An 18,643-nucleotide genomic window follows, 5' to 3' on the forward strand; every position below is an offset into this window, starting at 1 on the left:
TATGTATGCGGTTCTTACCCTATTTATAGCAGAACGTGCATAGTGAAAAAAGCAACGATTGTGAATGTGATAACATTCACAAAACGTTCACTGTCATCTTTACTAATACGCCCCTATAATAAACAGCATAAACACTATTACAACAGTGTTTATCGTAAAAAGAGGAATAACAGACTTGCACATAAATCCTAACTGCTTGGAGGACTAGCTATGAGAATTGCTGTTATTGGATGCACACATGCCGGAACTGCCGCTATTGTTACTGCTGCTAAGTTATATCCAGATGCTCACATTACCGTTTATGAACGAAATGATAATATCTCCTTTCTTTCTTGCGGTATTGCCTTGTATGTAGGTGGTGTAGTGAAAGACCCGCAAGGCTTGTTCTACTCTTCCCCAGAGAAATTAGCTGAGCTTGGCGTGGTTACCAATATGCGCCACGATGTGATCTCAATAGATACCGATCAAAAAACATTGGTCGTTCGCAATTTAAATACAAATGAAGAGATCATAGATTCCTATGATAAATTAATCGTTACTACTGGTTCTTGGCCAATCATGCCTAACTTAGCAGGAATTGAGCTAGACAATATCGTACTGTCCAAGAATTTTAACCACTCCAATACCATTATTGAAAAGGCAAAAACAGCTAAAAATGTAGTCGTCGTTGGGGCCGGATACATTGGGATTGAATTAGTCGAGGCCTTTGAAATGAATGGCAAGCAGGTGACTCTCATTGATAGTGCTGATCGGATTCTAAACCGTTATCTTGATGAAGAATTTACTCAAGTTACCGAAAAAGAACTACTGGATCATGGTGTCACACTTGCTCTAGGTCAAACTGTTACGAAATTTGAAGGCATGGACGGTAAAGTGACAAAGGTCATCACCACAAAAGGCGAATACGAGGCTGACTTGGTGATTCTATGCATTGGCTTTCGTCCCAATACAGGCTTGCTTGCAGGACAAGTCGATATGTTGAGTAACGGAGCCATTATCGTAAATGAATACATGCAAACTAGCAAAACGGATGTGTATGCTGCTGGAGACAGTTGTGCGATTCGCTACAATCCTACCGGGCAACACACCTATATTCCCCTAGCCACAAACGCTGTACGTATGGGTACACTCGTTGCTAAGAATCTAGTAGCCCCTACCATGGCTTATATGGGCACACAGGGAACATCCGGGATTAAAATCTATGATTATAACATCGCTTCTACTGGAGTAACAGAAGGGGCAGCTTCAGACTTGGCTATCAATGTGAAAACTGTCACAATCGAAGACAGCTATCGACCAGAATTCATGCCAGAGCATGAAAAGGTCTTACTAAAAGTAGTCTTTGAAGAGACTTCTCGCCGCATTCTCGGAGCCCAAATCATGTCCAAGGCTGATTTAACGCAATCCATGAATACCTTATCTGTCTGCATCCAAAATCATATGACAATCGACCAGCTTGCCTTTGTCGATTTCTTCTTCCAACCGCATTACAACAAGCCTTGGAACTTCTTAAATCAGGCTGGCTTGCAAGCCATGTAGAAACAATAGATTCAACAGCTTCGTACACCTATTTTGCAAATAACCAGGTGATCAGCAAAAAGAGCGTCAGCCTAGCTAACGCTCTTTTTCTCTCATGCTTTTTTAACCTACACGCCAAGCAAGGCTCCCTGTTCCATTACTTTCTGCTCATCTAAATAGAAGTCTGGCTCCATTACAACACAATCAATATGTACACCTGCTGAGATGACTCCCCCAAAGGTATTGTTGCTTCCAAACGCTACATGAATTGTGCTGTATACCTTTTCATCCTCTAAAACAACCCCAGTAATACGAGCTTTATCATTCGTCCCTACTCCAAACTCGGCTAATAATCGGCCATCTCCATCGCCCAGCAATTCCAAAAGCTGTTTTCCGCTTGGGCCTTCTGCAGAGACAATGCGTCCTTTATCAATGGTAAGCAAGACAGGTTCTGTTAATTTTCCAATCCCAGCAATGGAACCATCTACAAGGATTTGCCCGGTAGCTGTTCCCTCTAAAGGAGCGATATAAGCTTCTCCGGACGGCAGATTGCCCGATTCTCCGGGATTCACATACACACCGGTACTGGGAATCCCTTTTCTTTGCTCAATGGAAAAGCTTAGGGAATAACCCGCTTTGTCAATTCTTACTTGCTTAGCTTCTGTCAGCATGCTAGCTACTTCTTCAGTTAGTTCTTTTACTTTTGCATAATCGGCCGCAATAGCGCCTGCCATGAACATATCCTCTGTTATCCCTGGCATCGTAGCCACCCTAGCTCCTGCTGCTACCGCATTTTTTCGGGCATGCGTATGAGTGAGCGAATGCTTGGTAATCCCAATCACTACGTCAGCCTTCGTCATAGCGATCGCTACGGCTTCAGGAGGCTCCTCCCCCGATTTGGTACGCTCCTGCATAACCATAAGTAAGGCTTGGGCTCCTAGACCTCTGCCTGCCTCATAGAGAGCCTCCGCTAGGTTTTTCTTGGAGTCATCCGTTACAACTAAAAGAGTTTCACCAGCTTTTACGCCCAACGAGCTTTGTAGCACACTTTTACTAATTTCAATGATAGATTGTTGCATATGAACCACCTTTCTCCTAGCGTTTGAGAAATTTTATTTACTCATTCCGACATATACTTTACCATGATCACCTTGCATAGGCACAGCTTGGACCGACCTTCCCTACTGTCGATTCTGCGACAAATACAGGATCTCTTTAACCACCTGTCGTGTAATTTGCCTCTCCGTGTCCCTAGCAATGAACGATCTCACCGATATAACAATAATAAGGATCATCTGCTATCACATGCTCCTGCCTAATCTCTTCGGACAGGACAGGTGCCGTAATTTCTTGAGCCACGATCACCTTACATTCATAATAACGCTCACAGTCGCCGATCACAGGTGTATCAATGACCTGAGAGTCTACAAGGGTTAATTGGCATGTAGAGATTTTATCCACCGTACGACCGGATTGTGTTCCACAGGCAAAGAGCTTTTCCCCCATATCTTCTGAAAAAGGAACACTAACCGTAAACTCCTTGGAAGCCTGTAAAAGCTGGGTGGTATGCCTACTTTTACGCACCATCACTGTCAGCGTGGGTTTTCCAAATAGAAAACCAATGCTACCCCAAGCAATTGTCATCGTGTTGATTTCTTCTTTGTCCTTGGTTGTTAGAAAAGCCCCTCTTCGATGCAGCCAGTCTGTTGCAAGCTCCATTTGCTCTAAAAAAGCCACGGGCATTTGATTTTTCGGCTCATGATCTTCTGTATTCCTTAGCTGTTGCTCCATCAAAAACACCCTTTCGATGTTTATCCTCCCTTTCATTGTACTGAGGATTTTCCCCTTGTCCCTTCTCTCTTTTTGACAAAAGCATGACGCACTTTTACAGCAAAAAATCCACCCCATGTATTAACACAGGATGGATTCGTTCTTACGCTTATTTATTATTTGTCAGTTTAGCAATCGACGGCAGGATCAGACCCAAACCTAACAGCACGAGCGGTGTTGCGATATTAAGAGTAATCTGGAAGTACCATTGTGGTGTAAAAGCAGGTACTTTCGGGAACATCCCCATCAAGCAAGCAAACGCAGTGAAGAAAAAGCACCATCCACCAATCAGCAGACCAAACTTATTATTTTTCACGAATTGATATTCAGACGTAAATTTATCAGCCATTTTCATTACAGCAATATAGGCTGCAAATACCCATAGGTAACGAAGCGGCATTACTACAGAATTTAAGTCTAGCAACCAGTCAAACAATGTATTCATATTACGGATACCTAGAGCTGGTACGATGATGAGAATACCTACTAACACCGTAGTTAGGATATAACCATTAGTAGGGACGCCCTTGTCATTGCTTTTCAAAAGCTTTCTTGGAATGTATCTTTCATCAGCATCTAATAATAATACCTTCAATGGTGCATCAATCGAGAATGCCAATGCTGAAATTTGAGCCAAGGTATTAGAAATCGCATACAAAATTAAGAACGTGTTACCTATTCCATAGTAATTACCTAGCATTTGGAACGCATAATATTGACCATTCATTTTTAAGTCAGCAGGAATGTTATTCGCATCAAACATAATCCCCATAGCATACGAGCCTAAGAGCGCACAGACAGCAACCATGATCGCTAGAATCAACATCCCTCTTGGGAACTCACGAGTTGGGTTATTCGTGAAGTTGACATACGGTGCGATCTTCTCTGCCCCGCCTACCGCAAAGACCAGCATGGATAAGGTAGTAAAATAAGCAAAATTAAATTCAGGAATGAATGTGCTGACCGTCATATTGGTTGTTGCAACACTTACACCTGTGAGTGCTGGTGCCGTAACAGCTAGCAAAATGTACAACAAGGACATCACAAATACAGAAATACCGGCAACGGTCCCAATTCGCTTTAAGGACGAAATACCTTTAGAAGCAATCCATACAAAGAGTAAAAAGATAACTAAACAAGCTAATTGAATGACCAACGTAGAATATTGGTCGAGTACCTTACCACTGCCTGTAAATGTCCAGCCTAGTGCAATCAAGATAGCCTGAGGCTTTTGTGCTAGATATGGAATGTGAACAGCCCAGTAGGTCCATGCTGCCAAATAGGCAATATTAGGCCCCATCGTTTCTTTAATCCAGGTACTAACACCACCCTTACCATCTTTAAAGGTAGAACCTAATTGACCCACCATTAAGGCATAAGGAATAAAATATAAGGCAATTATCAAAACCCAAGAGGTAATGACTTGTAATCCTTGGTTGGCATAGTTATTAACAACGTTGCCAAAGCCCCAAACTGCTACAAACGCCATTAACGCAATATTATACCATCGGAGTTTTTTCTCATCCGCTCCCATAATCAAGAATTTCTCCTTCCTAAAATGAAAAAATATACAGGGAACTACCATTTCCCCTTGTAAATTATATAGGAGGATTTGAGTCATTCCTATAACGAAATCAAAATATTTTTGTCTTTTTATTAATAGTTAAAAAATCTAAAACATAATCATGAAGCATAAAAATTATCATTACCAAATAAAGCGCTTTTATAAATATCTATCAAAAAAATAAAAAGAACAGTTACATCGGTTACATGTAACTGCTCTTCTTGGTTCAACCTTCTATTTTTTTACTCCGACTCTTTTCGTTCAGCGTGCCAAGAAAGCATTCGGTCAGGATGATTGGTGCAAATATATAGATGGGGATGCCATTCGCTTATTCGCCTTATCTCATGTTCATCATCAATCGTCCAAGCAAATATCTCGTAGTTTTGCTCCAGCATTATGTGTACAAAATCTTTTGTCAGATAAGGATAGGCCATGGACAGAATGGTTGCTCCTGTTTCCTCTAGCTGTTCACGTAACAGAACTGGTTTGCCCGCTATAATTAACCCCGTTTTCATCGAGGGTTGTAGTTCTTTGACCTTTTTTATAATTTCGTGATCAAAAGAGGTGAGACAAACCTGTGAATGAAGCTCATATGCTTCTACCAGCTCCACGACCTTTTCCGCTAGACGCGGATATAGATTGCCCGCTGTCTTTAGCTCTACATTAAGGCGACACGTATGCTGTGAAACAGCTTGAAACAATTCCTCTAAGGCAGGGATGGTTTCATCAGAAAATTCCTTTGCAAACCAGCTTCCTGCACTCCACTGACGCAATTGCTCAAATGTATGATCTTTAACTAGCCCTGATCCGTTTGTGGTGCGTTCTAGCGTAAAATCATGAATGAGCACAGGAATCTCATCCTTGGATAGCTGTACATCTACCTCAATCGCCTGAATACCCGGTTCTGCTAAGGCAAGCTTAATAGCTGCCATCGTATTTTCAGGTGCTCTCCCTGACCAGCCTCGGTGTGCCATGCAATAGCTCATATGAGATTCCCCCCTATTTCTTCAACAATTTTTGCCCCTTTTCCACAGCTTTGGATAGTGCCTCGTCAATACTAGCCTGACCTAAAATTACACGCTGAATTTCTGTCATAATGACTTCCTGTAGCTCTTTATAGCCCGGTACCATTGGGCGTGGCTTACCATACTCTAACTGCTTCACAGCTACTTGGAAGTTCGGATCCTGTTCATACACTTTTTTCATCTCATCTGATTGAATTGCCTCTGATGTGACTGGCATGTATCCTGTTTCCGCTGACCATACACTGGTTTGCGGCGTATCAGTAATCCACTTCACGAACTCCCACGCCGCCTTCTTTTCTTTTTCAGATGATTTTTGTAGAATTACTAGATTTGCCCCACCTGCTGGTACTCCGAAATCCTTATTAGCAGGCAAGAAGGCCGTTCCTACATCAAACTTGGCTTTTTCCCGCATGCCCTTCAGCTCACCGGTGGTTGTAAAGATCATCCCTACTTGCTGATTTAAGAAATCCTGCGCGGCTACATCCCATGCATTGTACTTCTCACCTGGAGGAGCTTTCATGATTCCTTCTTGTAGCATGCTCATCCAAAATTCCAACGGCGCTTTACCTGCCTCTGTATGAATCATTAAGCTCTTGCCGTCCTCGCTTAAAATTTGTCCGCCGCTCTCAAATACCAGCGCTTCATAGAACCAAATATCGATGGGCGTAGAAAATCCGTATCTTTTCGTTTTTCCGCCTTCCTTTTTTGTGAGCTTTTGAGAAAATTGACGTAATTCCTCCCAGGTTTTTGGACCATTTGGATCAAGTCCTTCTTTCTTCAATAAATCGCGATTGAGATATAGCAAAGGCGTGGAGCGGTTAAAGGGAACGGCATATAATTTCTCCTTCCAATAGGAGTTGCCCATCAGACCAGGATTGTATTTCTTCTCTTCTCCAGCGGCATACGGCCCTAGGTCCTCTAACACCCTCGCATCCGCAAAGGCTCCAATGGAAGCAATCTCAACCATCGTAACATCAGGCTGATTCCCGGCTGTGACCGCGGACAGCACCTTAGTATGATTCTCGTAGTAGCTTCCTTGATAAGAGGGCTTCACCACAATATCCTTATGCGTTTGATTAAATTCCTTTACAAGCTTTTGAACCATTTCCCCATTATGACCGCCTACTGCATACCAGAAATCAATCTCAACAGGCTGGGTAGCTGCTGTTGCTTCCTGACTTGCTGCTGTCCGCTGTTCAGTAGTTCCTACTTCCTGCTGCTGAGCACATCCCGCTAGCATTCCTGACAAGCCTACTGTACACATTAGAATAGATAAGCCCCACTTTTTCACGTTCTTGCCCTCCTTGACATTACGTTATTTGGATTGATAAACAAACGCGCTAATAATATGGCGCTGAGCAAAAAAGAAAATCAGCAGTATCGGGAACACTAAAATCATATTCCCCGCCATAATCACATTCCACTGACTGCCTCCGTCAGCCGCTTTCAGCATGGAAATTCCTATCGGTAATGTGCGCACCTCGTTACTGTTGGTCATGATGAGCGGCCAAAAGTAATCATTCCAGTGATAAATGAAGCTAAATAGTCCAAATGTGACCAGCACATGCTTTGCCATAGGAGCCATAATGGTCCACATGATTTTCCACTCAGATGCATGATCCAACCGTGCCGCCTCAATTACCTCGTCTGGTACCTGCATAAAGGCCTGACGTAATAAAAAAATACCGAAGGCACTCGCTCCATAAGGTAATATCAATGACCATAAGGTGTTCACGAGCCCCCAATTGCTCATCTCAACGTAGATCGGCAGAAAGATCACCTGAGGCGGAATCATCAGAGCGATTAAGGTGACGCCAAACAAAAAATTTCTTCCCCGAAAGCGATACCTTGCAAATGCATAGGCAGCAGGCACAGCCGTTAAGATTTGAAGAATTAAAATACCAACTGCCACCAGCAGGCTGTTTAGTAAATAAGTAAAGAATGGCCCCGAGTTCCAAGCGATTACAAAGTTCTGAAACTGCAAAGACTCAGGCCACCAGGTAGGCGGAAATTGGAAGACCTCCGGCAATGTTTTAAAAGCAGTCAACGCCATCCATAGAAAAGGAAAGACAAAGATGAGCGATACGGCTAGTAACAGCATCCATTCAAGCGCTTGAAGCGAAAGGTATCCTACTTGCTTCACTTGTCATCTCTCCTTTAGCGATAGTGAACACGTTTTTCCATAAATAAAAAGTGCAGAAGAGTGACCACTCCAATGAGTCCCAATAGTAAAACAGATGCGGCCGAAGCAATCCCCCCATTGTAGAAATCCATTCCCTGTTCATAGATATAGAAGACAAGCATATTTGTACTATTAACAGGACCTCCCTGCGTCATGATATAAATCGTGTCAAAAACTTGAAAGGAGGAGATGATGTTAATGACCGTTAGAAAAAATAAAGTGGGGGACAGCATCGGCAGCGTAATTTTACGTAGCGTTTTCCATTTACTTGCCTGATCTAAACTGGCCGCCTCGTAGAGATCTTTCGGTATGCTTTGCAGTCCCGCAATAAAGACTAGCGTGTTATAGCCTACCCCCTTCCAAACGCTGACTAGAATGAGTGAAATCAGCGCACTTTTGGTATCACTAAGCCATGTATAAGCAGGTAATCCGATGAATTCCAAAAGAGCGTTCAATAAACCGTATTGCGGGTCCATTAGCCACATCCAAAGCATGGACACTGACACCAGAGAAATGATATGCGGGCTAAAAACCGCGGCTTGCATGATTCCATAAATTTTAGCTGTTCGATTTAGCCAGAGAGCCAGAAAAAATGCTAGCAAAATACTGATAGACACAGTACCAATAGTGAACACAATCGTATTGAGAAACACGAGATGAAAATCTGGTTCATAAAATAGCTCTCGAAAGTTAGCAAAGCCTACCCATTCGATCTCACCCAAATTCAACAACGACCAATCATGGAAGCTAAGATAAATCATGTAACCGATCGGAAATAAGAAAAACAGCGTAAAAAACAACAAAGCAGGAGTAATGTATGCATAAGGGCGCACATGTTCCAAAAATTTCGTTTTCATCATCTGTTCCCGAGACCAGACCGATGGAGTAGGCAGCGATTTGGTTTCTGATGCAGCCACCTTTTCCATTTAGACCAATCCTCCTGCGATCGCAGATTTTTGATAAGGAGGATGGGGAGGATTCTTACGCATTCCTGTAGCTGGATCGAAGAGATACAGGTGTTCAGGAGGCACGGATACAATAACATCGGACCCTGGGGAAAGAAGCTGGTCTGCCTCCTTTTTGACTACGATCTGATCTGAATCTGTCTGTACGTAATACAATACATCGGAGCCAAGAATTTCCCGCGAAATAATACGGCCTCTACTAGAAAAGTCCGAACCAGATGATTGCGGCATATGTTCATGTTGTACCAATCCTTGCTCTGTCTTGATCATCACTTTTTCCGGGCGAAAACCTACTAGTAATCCTGCGTGATCCCTCTGTTGACAAATGTTCATAGAAGGGGAACCGATAAACTGGGCAACAAACAGATTTTCCGGCTCATGGTAGAGCTTGATCGGAGAGGCCACCTGCTTAATTTCCCCTTCATTCATGACCACGATTTGATCGCCCATCGTCATTGCTTCTACCTGATCATGTGTCACATAGATGAATGTAGTTCCTAGCTGTTTATGCAAGCTGGTTAATTCTACACGCATCTGATTCCGCAATTTCGCATCTAGATTAGATAAGGGCTCATCCATGAGAAACACCTTTGGCTTTTTCACCATAGCTCTGGCCAAAGCCACACGCTGGCGCTGACCTCCTGATAATTGGGCCGGCTTACGATGCAAGTAATCCTGAAGCCCTACGATTTCAGCGATTTCCTCGACCAGTCTCTTGCATTCTTTTTTCGAAATGCCTCGGTTTCTTAATCCAAAGCCAATATTGTCAAAGACTGTCATCGTGGGGTACAGCGCGTAGTTTTGAAACACCATGGCTAAATCTCGTTTACCGGGTGGTACATCGTTCACCTTTTGCTTACCTATCCAAATTTCGCCTTTGGTCACTCTCTCAAGTCCAGCTATCATTCGTAACGTAGTTGATTTTCCACAGCCTGATGGACCAACAAGAACGGTAAAGGAGCCTTCCGGAATCACCAAATCCATCCCCTTTACCACCTGTTGATGCTGATAGGACTTCACTACCTGCTTCAGCACAACTTCTGCCACTCTACTCACCCTTTCCTTGTACACTGGCTAACAGCAGTTCATCGACAAGCATTTGGAATGTTTTAAATCGATAATGAGGCTCCTCTTGGATTCGTTGATCTGCTCCGTACCACTCCAACAAAACGCTACGCACACCTGCCCCACGAGCGGATAACAGATCATACCTGCTGTCACCAATCATGAGTGTCGCTTCAGGGACGGTCCCTAGGATTGCCATCGCCTTCTGTATGGGCTCAGGAGAAGGCTTGCCAAGCACCACATCATCTAGCGTGACCACTGTGTCCATTAGATGCAGAATCGCCGCTATTTCTAGGTTTTGCAAAGCAAGCTCACGTTGTTTGTTAGTGACAACAGCAAGCTGAAATCCTCGTTTTTTGAGTGCCTCTATCCCTTCTCTCACAAACGGAAACAACTGTACCTGTTGGTTGTGGCGTTTCATGTACGTAAAGTAATCCTTGCAATATGCTGTGCGATCCCAATGACTTACTTTGAATTGGTCAGGCAGTTCAGGCTTTTGTACCTGCTGCTCATTGATTTTTGCTTCAACGGCATGTAAAAATTCCTCCAAGGCTTCGCCAAACCGATCTGTTATTTCCCCTCTGGTAAACAAGCCTGGACAATGCTCTTCTATCGTGTAGTAAACCGCATCTATCACACCCTCCCTGCTATCCAGCAAGGTTCCATCCAAATCAAATAGAAGAGTGCTGCAAGTGTTCATTCCCCATATTCTCCTTCCACAACTGATGTTTTCCTACAGATACAGCAATAGCGCCATGCGAAAGAGCAGTCACCATTTGCTCCCGCCTCTTGATCAGCCCGCCTGCAATAATTGGCTGTTGAAGCGAATTGCGGTACTCAATGATATACTCTGGCAGCAGGGCAGGCATGATCTCCACCGCATCCGGTTGAGTTTCCTGAATAGATTGAATTCCAGATTTGAGCGAATCACTGTCAACTAAGAACAAACGTTGGATCGTAAGCAGGCCATGCTTTTTTGCTAATTTAATCAGCGTATTACGCGTTGCAACAATGCCTGTTGGCTTCACATTCTCGCCTACATAAGCCATGCCTTCCCGGTCGTAGCTGATGCCACCAATGCGCTCTAGGTGAAGAAAAACGGGAATCTGGTGCGATTTAAACAGATCAACGTATCGTTTCATTGTGTTTAGATTCCCGATTGACAACACTACAGCACTGATGGGAGCCTCTAATGCACGTTCCAGCGATTTTGGCTGCTTAATGGATGCAATGATTTTATGCCTTGCTAATCTGGCGTAAAACTCCGCTTGATTCATGTCTGCTATTCGCCTCCTGTTTAAAAAACAAAAAACCTCAAATAGAACCTGCCAATCCACTTTCTTTTAAAAAAGTTTTTGGTAATTTCTATTGAGGTTTCTCCCCAGCTCCAACCTTTTCACTATCTACTTGTTAGTTGTATCGTACCTTTTGTTTTTTAATATGCTGTGTAGGTCCTGTTAAGTTTAGAACAGCATTTTGTTAAGAAAATGAATGTGATCACCATTGATTACCATATTTATCCTGAAAATATGCATTAAAATGATAATTTTTTTGTGAAAATAAAGTTTAAATTTCACGTAAAAACGTTCGAAAAACCACCTGTTTTTACACAATTAAGCTAAATAGAATCCCTTACATATCATGTTTTTAAAATTTCACAGAAATATCATAAATTTTCAACGAATATTTAACATTGTTATGTACCTTTGAAATAATCCTTCATTTTATTCCCGATTTATCCGATTAATTAATAGAACAGAAATAAAATTCCGCCTCTATTTCCTTTTATTTGGAAAAAGTTGATAGGGGTTACTTGCATGTGGGAGGGAATGCCTTTGTTTCATACAATAAAAGCCAAGTTAATCATTGCATTTGTCTTATGCATCACGATCCCGATTGCCCTTATTAGTAGCATTGTTTACTTGGATATGAAAAGACAGATTCATCAGGACTTCTTGGATGCTAATACCAAGGAAGTAGCCCAATTGGATAATGGCGTATCTATTTATTTTAATTCCATTCGTGAAAACGTACTCATGCTTGCAAACTCTGCATTGTTGAAAAGAACAGATGCATCGATCAAGTCATATAAGAACGAAACTGGAACAGTTAAAATAGATGCTATCGCAAATGGTGGTTTAGAAGCAGAACTGGCCCAAGAGTTTAAACGCTATATTCAAGCCCATCCCAACACTTCATCGTTATTTATAGGCACTGAGGCTAGCGGTTATACACAGTATCCTGTCAAAAATATGAGCTCACATTATGACCCACGTGACCGTCCTTGGTATACAGATGCTATGAAAGAACCAGGCAAGGCCGTAATCACTGCTCCTTATATCTTGACAGGAACAGAGACTATTGCAGTCAGTATCGTTACACAGCTTCGCGATATGACTGGAAAAGCAGTAGGGGTTTTTGGTATTGATACAAACCTGTTGAATTTAACCGAAGTCTTGAAGGAAATGAAAATTGGCGAGACCGGTTATGTTATGATGATTTCCGCTGAGGGTACTGTACTTGCCAACCCTCAATATCCGGATATGATCTCCAAAAACGTAAAAGATTTGGATAATAAAACATTAGCCCAACTAAGTGAAATGTCGACAGGTCAACTAGAAGTCGTTATGGAAAATCAAAATTATTTAACGAACGTCTATACCTCGCCAAAAACTGGTTGGAAATATATTTCATTTATTGAACAACGCGAGCTTAATAGCAGCATTGATCATATCTTCTTCCTTATTTTGATCATGAGTGTAATTTTAGGCGTTATTGCTTTGGTTGCATCTATTATTCTAGCTGGTAAGTTCTCTAAGCCAATCATTACCTTAATTGGTCACATGCAGGAGATTGGAGAAGGTGATTTAACCAAGGAAGTACAGCCTCATTTACTTCAACGTAAGGATGAGTTAGGTACTCTAGCAAATTCTCTGCAATCCATGCAATTATCTATTAAGTATCTGATTTCAGAGATTGTATCCGCATCCAAAAAACTGGTAGCCTCCTCCGGGCAGGTATCCGCTCATGTGGAGAGTAATATAATTGCTATCGATAAGATTGCTGAAAACGTAAAAGAAGTAGCAAGCGGAGCAGATAATCAGCTCATGCGTACAGAGGAAAGTGCTAAAGGCATGGAGGAAATGGCACTGGGTATTCAACGAATTGCAGAATCCACCTCCTCTATTGCAGAGTTTTCGCTTGATACAACACAAGAAGCTGAGAATGGTAACCAAACCGTACAGCACGCTGTTCAGCAAATGAGCAACATCGGTGTATCTGTCGAGCATTCTCTCTCTGTTGTGAAGGTCCTACAGGATCGTTCTAACGAGATTGTAAAAATTGTAGATATGATTACCGACATCTCCTCCCAAACCAACCTTCTTGCTCTAAATGCAAGCATAGAGGCTGCTCGTGCGGGAGAACATGGTAGAGGTTTTGCTGTTGTTGCGGATGAAGTAAGAAAGCTTGCCGAACAATCTTCAGAATCTGCTGGTAAGATTGCTAGCTTAATCAATGAAGTACACGGAGAAACCAATCGTGCCATGGATTCTATGAATGATGTAAACCATAGCGTCTCGAACGGTGTTCAAATGGTACAGGATTCCGGTGAAGCATTCCAACGCATCCTTCAACAAATCAAAAATATAACTGAACAAATCCATGATAACTCGGCAATTTCAGAGGAAATGTCTGCTGCCAGTGAAGAGATTGCATCTTCTGTAGATGAGACAGCACATATCGCTAAGCTTTCGGCTGATTACATGCAAAACGTGTCTGCATCCTCTGAGTCTCAGGTAACTGCAATGCTGGCTCTTCAAGGATCATCTGAGGAACTACGTCAAATATCTCAGGAATTAACGAGCTTAATTGACCGTTTCCGTGTATAACAGCATATTTATACTCTCTATTTAGCAAGACTTCCATCGCAAATAGTCGGGAGTATCCATGATATTCCCGATTGTTTATAAGAAAACTCACATCATAAAGGAGAGAAAATCATGAAAAAAACAAACGTATTGCTAAGTGTTGGACTATCTCTATCACTTATGCTAGGTGCAGCACCAGCATTCGCAGCTCCACTATCAACAGCTGCTGCTACACAAATTGCTCAACAGCAATTACAACTGCTTGATAAAGGTAAATGGGCTGACAAAACTCACGCTGCTGTTCAAAAAATGATCGACCAATATGGCGTGAAAAGTCCTAATTACAAAGCAGATAAAAAGCCTTATGCTGTATTTGACTGGGATAACACTAGCATCATGCACGATACCCAAGAAGCGCTTCTTATTTATCAAATCAATCACTTGATCTTCAAATTAACACCAGAAGAATTTGCAAAAGTATTGGTTATGAACGTTCCAAAAGGTCCTTTTGCTGACAAGTACAAAACAGTAGATGGCAAAGCAATCACAATGGAAAACGTTTCTGCTGACATCATTTCTGACTACAAATACTTGTATGAAAACTATAAAGGCTTAAAAGGTAAAAAATCCCTAGAGGAAGTTACTAAGTCTGACCAATTCATCGACTTCCGTACAAAAATGTACTTCTTGTACGAAGCGATCAACGGTTCTCATGGTAGCGATGTAGGTTATCCTTGGGTTCTTTACTTCTTGACTAACATGAGCGTTGATGAAGTTCATGAGTTGGCTGAACGTTCCAATGACTACGGTCTTGGTGACTCTATCCGCAAAATCAACTATACAAGCCCTAAAAAACTGAGCGGTAAAGCTGGCGTAATCAGCGTTACATATACATCTGGTCTTCGTCTATCTCCAGAGGTTGCTTCCATGATGAATACGTTCCGTTCTAATGGAATTGATGTTTATGTAGTGTCTGCTTCTATGAAAGAAGTAGTAGAAGTATTTGCATCAAATCCTAAGTATGGCTATAACATTCCAAAAGAAAACGTAATCGGTATGGAATTGGAAAAAGACGCAAAAAGCGTTATGCAACCAGTATACAAAAAGAACTGGTACAAAACCGTTTATGGCGGAAAAACAGAAGTAATTAAAGCAGAAATTGCTAAAAAACACGGTGGAAACGGTCCTCTATTCATTGGCGGCGACAGCAACGGTGACTACGAAATGATGACTCAATTCCCTGATACAAAATTAGTTCTAATTCTTAATCTTCTAAAAGAAGGAAATATTGGTAAGGTTTCCAAACAAGCTGTGGATGAAATGAACAGACCAAACCCTAAATACGTACTACAAGGTCGCGATGAAAACACAGGTATGTGGATTCCTACTGAATCAACAATTCTAGTAGGTAAAACAAAAGCTGAGCTACTTCCAAACAAGTAATCAAACATGATTCCTGTGAGATATGATTCATTATACTCACAAATGATTTGTAAAAGACCGTTCCCGCAAGCTGGGGAACGGTCTTTCATTTGGTTGAGAAACATACTGAATGATCCTGGCTAGGTTGTCCTAATGAATCAGTTGACTTTCCTTAGCTTTTTTCACTAATTTAGCTGATGATCGGTTTATGAATTTCTTCAAAGCCAATCCGATGATCAAAGCAATTCCAGCATAGACAGTCATCATGATGATATCTCTGTTGATAATATCCCATAGAATGCCACCAACCGCTTCTCGCATCATGCTAATAGCATACGTAAAGGGTAAAAATGGATAGATCGCTTGAAAAAATGGAGGTGTAACCTGAATCGGGAATGTCCCTCCAGAGCCAGCAAGCTGGAGCACCAGAAGCACAATTGCCATCGCCTTCCCTACATTTCCAAAAACGGAGACCAGCGTATAAACAATCAGCATGAACACCGCGCTAATGATTAAACCAAATAATACAAACCACATTTTATTTGCTACATAGGCACCCAGTATATAGATATCCCCCATCGTGACCATAACAGACTGGAGCATAGCTAATAGGCCAAAGGTCAGATACCTGCCAAAATAGACCTCGTAGCTTTTAAAGACATGCTTCTCATCATGAACCTCTACGCTTAATAATGAAACAAGAAGCAAGGCACCCACCCACAGGGATAGTGTGGTAAAAAACGGCGACATTGCTGAACCGTAATTCGGAATCGGGAACATCCGATTTTCTTTTAAAATAACGGGTTCTGCGAAAAACTGGCTTTCTTTCTCTGCATTTCTCTTCAACAGATCAATTACTTCTTCTAAGTTGCCCTCTTTTTCTAAGGCTCGTATCCGCTTGGCTACATCTTTAATTTTTGCTTCTATCTCAGGAAGATTTTTTTGAAGCAGCAATAAATCCTTGCTTCCCAAAGAGAGTCCCTTCGCGGCATCCTGTAAAATCTGTTGCACATCCGGTATGCTGGCAATTGCATCCTTGATCACCGCTCTTGCTTGATTGGCATCCTGTTTCGCCTTTTCGATGCCCTCCATGATAAGCGGTTCAATCTGCGTATCAAATCGATTGAGAAGATCGTCAATCGCCTGCGAGGTATTTCTTGAGAGCTGCATAAACTGATCCACTAGCTGTTGAGCCGGCCTTTCACCGCGATCAAGCGCATCTGCTATGGAGGTGACAATCGTCTGTTGCTTTTCAAACGTTGATTTTATATCTTTAAGCTTATCCGTAACAAAATGCAGTCGTTTCCCAGTCAAATTGGATAGTGGCTCAAACACTCCTATCAATCGATTGGTAACGCTAAGCGCTCTGTCCAAGCGTTCAGCAGTACGATCCAGCTCTACTTTAGCCAAACTTGGCACAAAGCTTACATCTTGCAGTATGCCTAGCAACTTTTCGCTTAGCACAGCGGTTTGTTGAATCAAAAGTAAGTTCTCTTTGATGGTAGGTGTCAGCGTTCCGATAGCATCTGCACTGTGATCCAAGAACTCACCTACGTGAACAGAAAGCTTTTCGGCATCTTGTGCAAGCTGCGTCACTACCGGCAGATTACTTTGCGCCTTCTTTAAGATGTCATCCGCTTTTTTCAAATCGGCACTTGCTGTAGAAATCACTTGATGCACTTCCGGGAAGGAGGCTTCTACTTTATATACAAGTTCAATTAGTCGTCTAATCGTTGGTAGCTCGCTCTCTAACTGAATGCCAATCTCGTTAAATATGCGGAAAATGGTGCCGTTGGCTGTCTTGATAAAATTGCGATTGACCTCCTCCGTTACACCACTTGCCCCTTTAGCCGTTATTTTAGGTGAGATAGCGTTGATTTTTTCATTTACGTTATAGATAATTTCCGCCTTTTGCGGATTTTTGGACAGCACTGTTGCGATTCGTTCTGAAAAATTAGCAGGTATGGTGATACTCGCGTAATATTCACCATGCTCTACTCCTCTTAGGGCATTATCCGAATCGGTGAATACCCAGCCTATCTTTTTATTCTCTTGTAACGAGGTAATGATCTCTTCTCCAATATTAAGCTTGTTCCCGCGCAGTTCTGCTCCCTTATCCAGATTAGACACAGCAATCTTAATACCGCTCGTTTGTCCATACGGGTCCCAAGAGGCCTTAATGTTAAACCACGCATAAAGAGACGGTAAGAAAACAAGTCCACAAATAATAATGGCAGCAGCCCAATTCGTCGCAATTTTTTTCACGTCTCTTTTGAATATCTTAAAAATATTATTCATCGCATATCCCCTATAATCTCTAGTCTTTTGGTTAGCTCTTATTGTACCTCTATCTACCAACATATCCAAACAAGAAACCATTTCATTCAATCAGTAATGATTTTATCCTTGTCCACATAGGAATGGATAACAAGGCTATACAGTAAAAGGAGGTCTTCTATGCCGGAGGTTTTATTTCAAGTAGATCTGAACAAGCCTATGGAGGATCAGGTCACTCCTGGTCATAATCGTTGGCATCCAGACATTCCCGCCACTGTTTCTGTAAATCCTGGAGCTGTCTTTCGAATGGAATGCAAAGACTGGACTGATGGGCAAATCTTAAATAATGACGACCCCAGTGATATTCGAAATGTGAATCTCAACCGTACCCAATGCTTGTTGCACACTGTGGCTTCCCACCTCCATTTTTGATCGAGATATTTTACCAAAATAATCGTGTTGAGCGCTCATGCGTGATTCAAAAGAAAGGAGCTATTAATGCCAACCTACGTCTTTCACTGTCAGGATTGCGGCCTATTTGAAGAGACAATGAGCATGAAGCAAGCTACCGAAATCATTGATTGTCCGTTTTGCACAAAGGACGCCGTTAGATTGTACACTCGACCCGGATTAATCACTTCCTCCGGCGCATTACGCCAGCGTATTGAACAAAGTGCCATCCCCAAGGTCATACGTCGTGAACATTCGACCACACACTCATGTAGGCATTCCTACCCTTCTCACTTTCCAACAGGTGTACCTACTCCTGCCAAACGGCCTTGGCAAATCAGCCATTAATAGATGTTTCAGCTCCCCCTTTACACATTAGTGAAGGGGGTTTTTGTTGTTTGAGCAGCAGGACTTGCTACATCTTAAGACTTTTGTAAGATTTCCGTTTTATTATTTGTAACAAGTTGTTTGTAAGA

Annotated in this window: 15 protein-coding genes and 1 pseudogene; 5 read left to right on the forward strand and 11 right to left on the reverse strand. The window is 42.1% G+C overall.

Annotated elements, in window-relative coordinates:
- Positions 1-210: 210 nt before the first annotated feature.
- On the forward strand, positions 211-1,539 hold the full coding sequence (locus tag GOP56_RS15220; protein WP_096886408.1) for an FAD-dependent oxidoreductase: 1,329 nt from the start codon (positions 211-213) through the stop codon (positions 1,537-1,539).
- A 107-nt stretch (positions 1,540-1,646) separates the two neighbouring features.
- Here GOP56_RS15220 and GOP56_RS15225 read toward each other — a convergent pair whose 3' ends face one another.
- The 10 genes from GOP56_RS15225 to GOP56_RS15270 form a co-directional block, all read right to left on the reverse strand.
- Positions 1,647-2,597, reverse strand: coding sequence for an aminopeptidase (locus tag GOP56_RS15225; RefSeq protein ID WP_003342807.1), 951 nt, complete (start codon positions 2,595-2,597; stop codon positions 1,647-1,649).
- Between the two features lie 172 nt (positions 2,598-2,769).
- Complete coding sequence (locus tag GOP56_RS15230) at positions 2,770-3,309, reverse strand: flavin reductase family protein (protein WP_163245973.1); 540 nt, start codon at positions 3,307-3,309, stop codon at positions 2,770-2,772.
- Positions 3,310-3,457: 148 nt separating this feature from the next.
- Positions 3,458-4,882: an amino acid permease gene (locus tag GOP56_RS15235; protein WP_003342813.1), complete on the reverse strand. Its 1,425-nt coding sequence runs from the start codon at positions 4,880-4,882 to the stop codon at positions 3,458-3,460.
- A gap of 272 nt (positions 4,883-5,154) precedes the next feature.
- Positions 5,155-5,898: a glycerophosphodiester phosphodiesterase gene (locus GOP56_RS15240; RefSeq protein WP_163245974.1), complete on the reverse strand. Its 744-nt coding sequence runs from the start codon at positions 5,896-5,898 to the stop codon at positions 5,155-5,157.
- 13 nt (positions 5,899-5,911) lie between these two features.
- On the reverse strand, positions 5,912-7,228 hold the full coding sequence (locus GOP56_RS15245) for an ABC transporter substrate-binding protein (protein ID WP_163245975.1): 1,317 nt from the start codon (positions 7,226-7,228) through the stop codon (positions 5,912-5,914).
- Positions 7,229-7,252: 24 nt separating this feature from the next.
- Positions 7,253-8,080, reverse strand: coding sequence for a carbohydrate ABC transporter permease (locus tag GOP56_RS15250; RefSeq protein ID WP_068792214.1), 828 nt, complete (start codon positions 8,078-8,080; stop codon positions 7,253-7,255).
- Between the two features lie 14 nt (positions 8,081-8,094).
- Positions 8,095-9,045 carry a carbohydrate ABC transporter permease gene (locus tag GOP56_RS15255; protein WP_163245976.1) on the reverse strand — a complete coding sequence of 317 codons (951 nt, stop codon included), beginning with the start codon at positions 9,043-9,045 and terminating at the stop codon, positions 8,095-8,097.
- Positions 9,046-10,131 (reverse strand): ABC transporter ATP-binding protein, encoded by a 1,086-nt coding sequence (locus GOP56_RS15260; protein ID WP_163245977.1) that lies wholly within the window; start codon positions 10,129-10,131, stop codon positions 9,046-9,048.
- 1 nt (position 10,132) lies between these two features.
- Positions 10,133-10,849, reverse strand: a complete 717-nt coding sequence (locus GOP56_RS15265) for an HAD-IA family hydrolase (protein WP_163245978.1) — start codon at positions 10,847-10,849, stop codon at positions 10,133-10,135.
- On the reverse strand, positions 10,821-11,426 hold the full coding sequence (locus tag GOP56_RS15270) for a glycerol-3-phosphate responsive antiterminator (RefSeq protein ID WP_068792218.1): 606 nt from the start codon (positions 11,424-11,426) through the stop codon (positions 10,821-10,823). Before GOP56_RS15270 ends, GOP56_RS15265 begins: the two co-directional genes overlap by 29 nt.
- A 552-nt stretch (positions 11,427-11,978) precedes the next feature.
- On the opposite strand from GOP56_RS15270, the gene GOP56_RS15275 reads away from it, so the two are divergent.
- Both GOP56_RS15275 and GOP56_RS15280 read left to right on the forward strand, forming a co-directional pair.
- On the forward strand, positions 11,979-14,039 hold the full coding sequence (locus GOP56_RS15275; protein ID WP_254068736.1) for a methyl-accepting chemotaxis protein: 2,061 nt from the start codon (positions 11,979-11,981) through the stop codon (positions 14,037-14,039).
- 111 nt (positions 14,040-14,150) lie between these two features.
- Positions 14,151-15,461, forward strand: coding sequence for an HAD family hydrolase (locus GOP56_RS15280; protein ID WP_003342830.1), 1,311 nt, complete (start codon positions 14,151-14,153; stop codon positions 15,459-15,461).
- Between the two features lie 129 nt (positions 15,462-15,590).
- Here GOP56_RS15280 and GOP56_RS15285 read toward each other — a convergent pair whose 3' ends face one another.
- A complete protein-coding gene (locus tag GOP56_RS15285; protein ID WP_163245980.1) occupies positions 15,591-17,738 on the reverse strand; it encodes a YhgE/Pip domain-containing protein in 2,148 nt (715 codons plus the stop codon).
- Between the two features lie 159 nt (positions 17,739-17,897).
- Between GOP56_RS15285 and GOP56_RS15290 the strand changes: the two are divergent.
- A pseudogene (locus tag GOP56_RS15290) lies at positions 17,898-18,116 on the forward strand (acetamidase/formamidase family protein); the annotation flags it as partial.
- Positions 18,117-18,215: 99 nt separating this feature from the next.
- On the forward strand, positions 18,216-18,515 hold the full coding sequence (locus tag GOP56_RS15295) for an FmdB family zinc ribbon protein (RefSeq protein ID WP_163245981.1): 300 nt from the start codon (positions 18,216-18,218) through the stop codon (positions 18,513-18,515).
- The last annotated feature ends 128 nt before the right edge of the window (positions 18,516-18,643 follow it).

The sequence above is a fragment of the Brevibacillus sp. 7WMA2 genome, assembly GCF_010748895.1.
GTDB classification, from domain to species: domain Bacteria; phylum Bacillota; class Bacilli; order Brevibacillales; family Brevibacillaceae; genus Brevibacillus_B; species Brevibacillus_B halotolerans.

Coding starts and splice junctions, on each gene's coding strand:
- GOP56_RS15220 (WP_096886408.1), top strand. CDS start 211: ATGAGAATTGCTGTTATTGGATGCACACATGCCGGAACTGCCGCTATT.
- GOP56_RS15225 (WP_003342807.1), bottom strand. CDS start 2,597: ATGCAACAATCTATCATTGAAATTAGTAAAAGTGTGCTACAAAGCTCG.
- GOP56_RS15230 (WP_163245973.1), bottom strand. CDS start 3,309: ATGGAGCAACAGCTAAGGAATACAGAAGATCATGAGCCGAAAAATCAA.
- GOP56_RS15235 (WP_003342813.1), bottom strand. CDS start 4,882: ATGGGAGCGGATGAGAAAAAACTCCGATGGTATAATATTGCGTTAATG.
- GOP56_RS15240 (WP_163245974.1), bottom strand. CDS start 5,898: ATGAGCTATTGCATGGCACACCGAGGCTGGTCAGGGAGAGCACCTGAA.
- GOP56_RS15255 (WP_163245976.1), bottom strand. CDS start 9,045: ATGGAAAAGGTGGCTGCATCAGAAACCAAATCGCTGCCTACTCCATCG.
- GOP56_RS15265 (WP_163245978.1), bottom strand. CDS start 10,849: ATGAACACTTGCAGCACTCTTCTATTTGATTTGGATGGAACCTTGCTG.
- GOP56_RS15270 (WP_068792218.1), bottom strand. CDS start 11,426: ATGAATCAAGCGGAGTTTTACGCCAGATTAGCAAGGCATAAAATCATT.
- GOP56_RS15275 (WP_254068736.1), top strand. CDS start 11,979: ATGCCTTTGTTTCATACAATAAAAGCCAAGTTAATCATTGCATTTGTC.
- GOP56_RS15280 (WP_003342830.1), top strand. CDS start 14,151: ATGAAAAAAACAAACGTATTGCTAAGTGTTGGACTATCTCTATCACTT.
- GOP56_RS15285 (WP_163245980.1), bottom strand. CDS start 17,738: ATGAATAATATTTTTAAGATATTCAAAAGAGACGTGAAAAAAATTGCG.
- GOP56_RS15295 (WP_163245981.1), top strand. CDS start 18,216: ATGCCAACCTACGTCTTTCACTGTCAGGATTGCGGCCTATTTGAAGAG.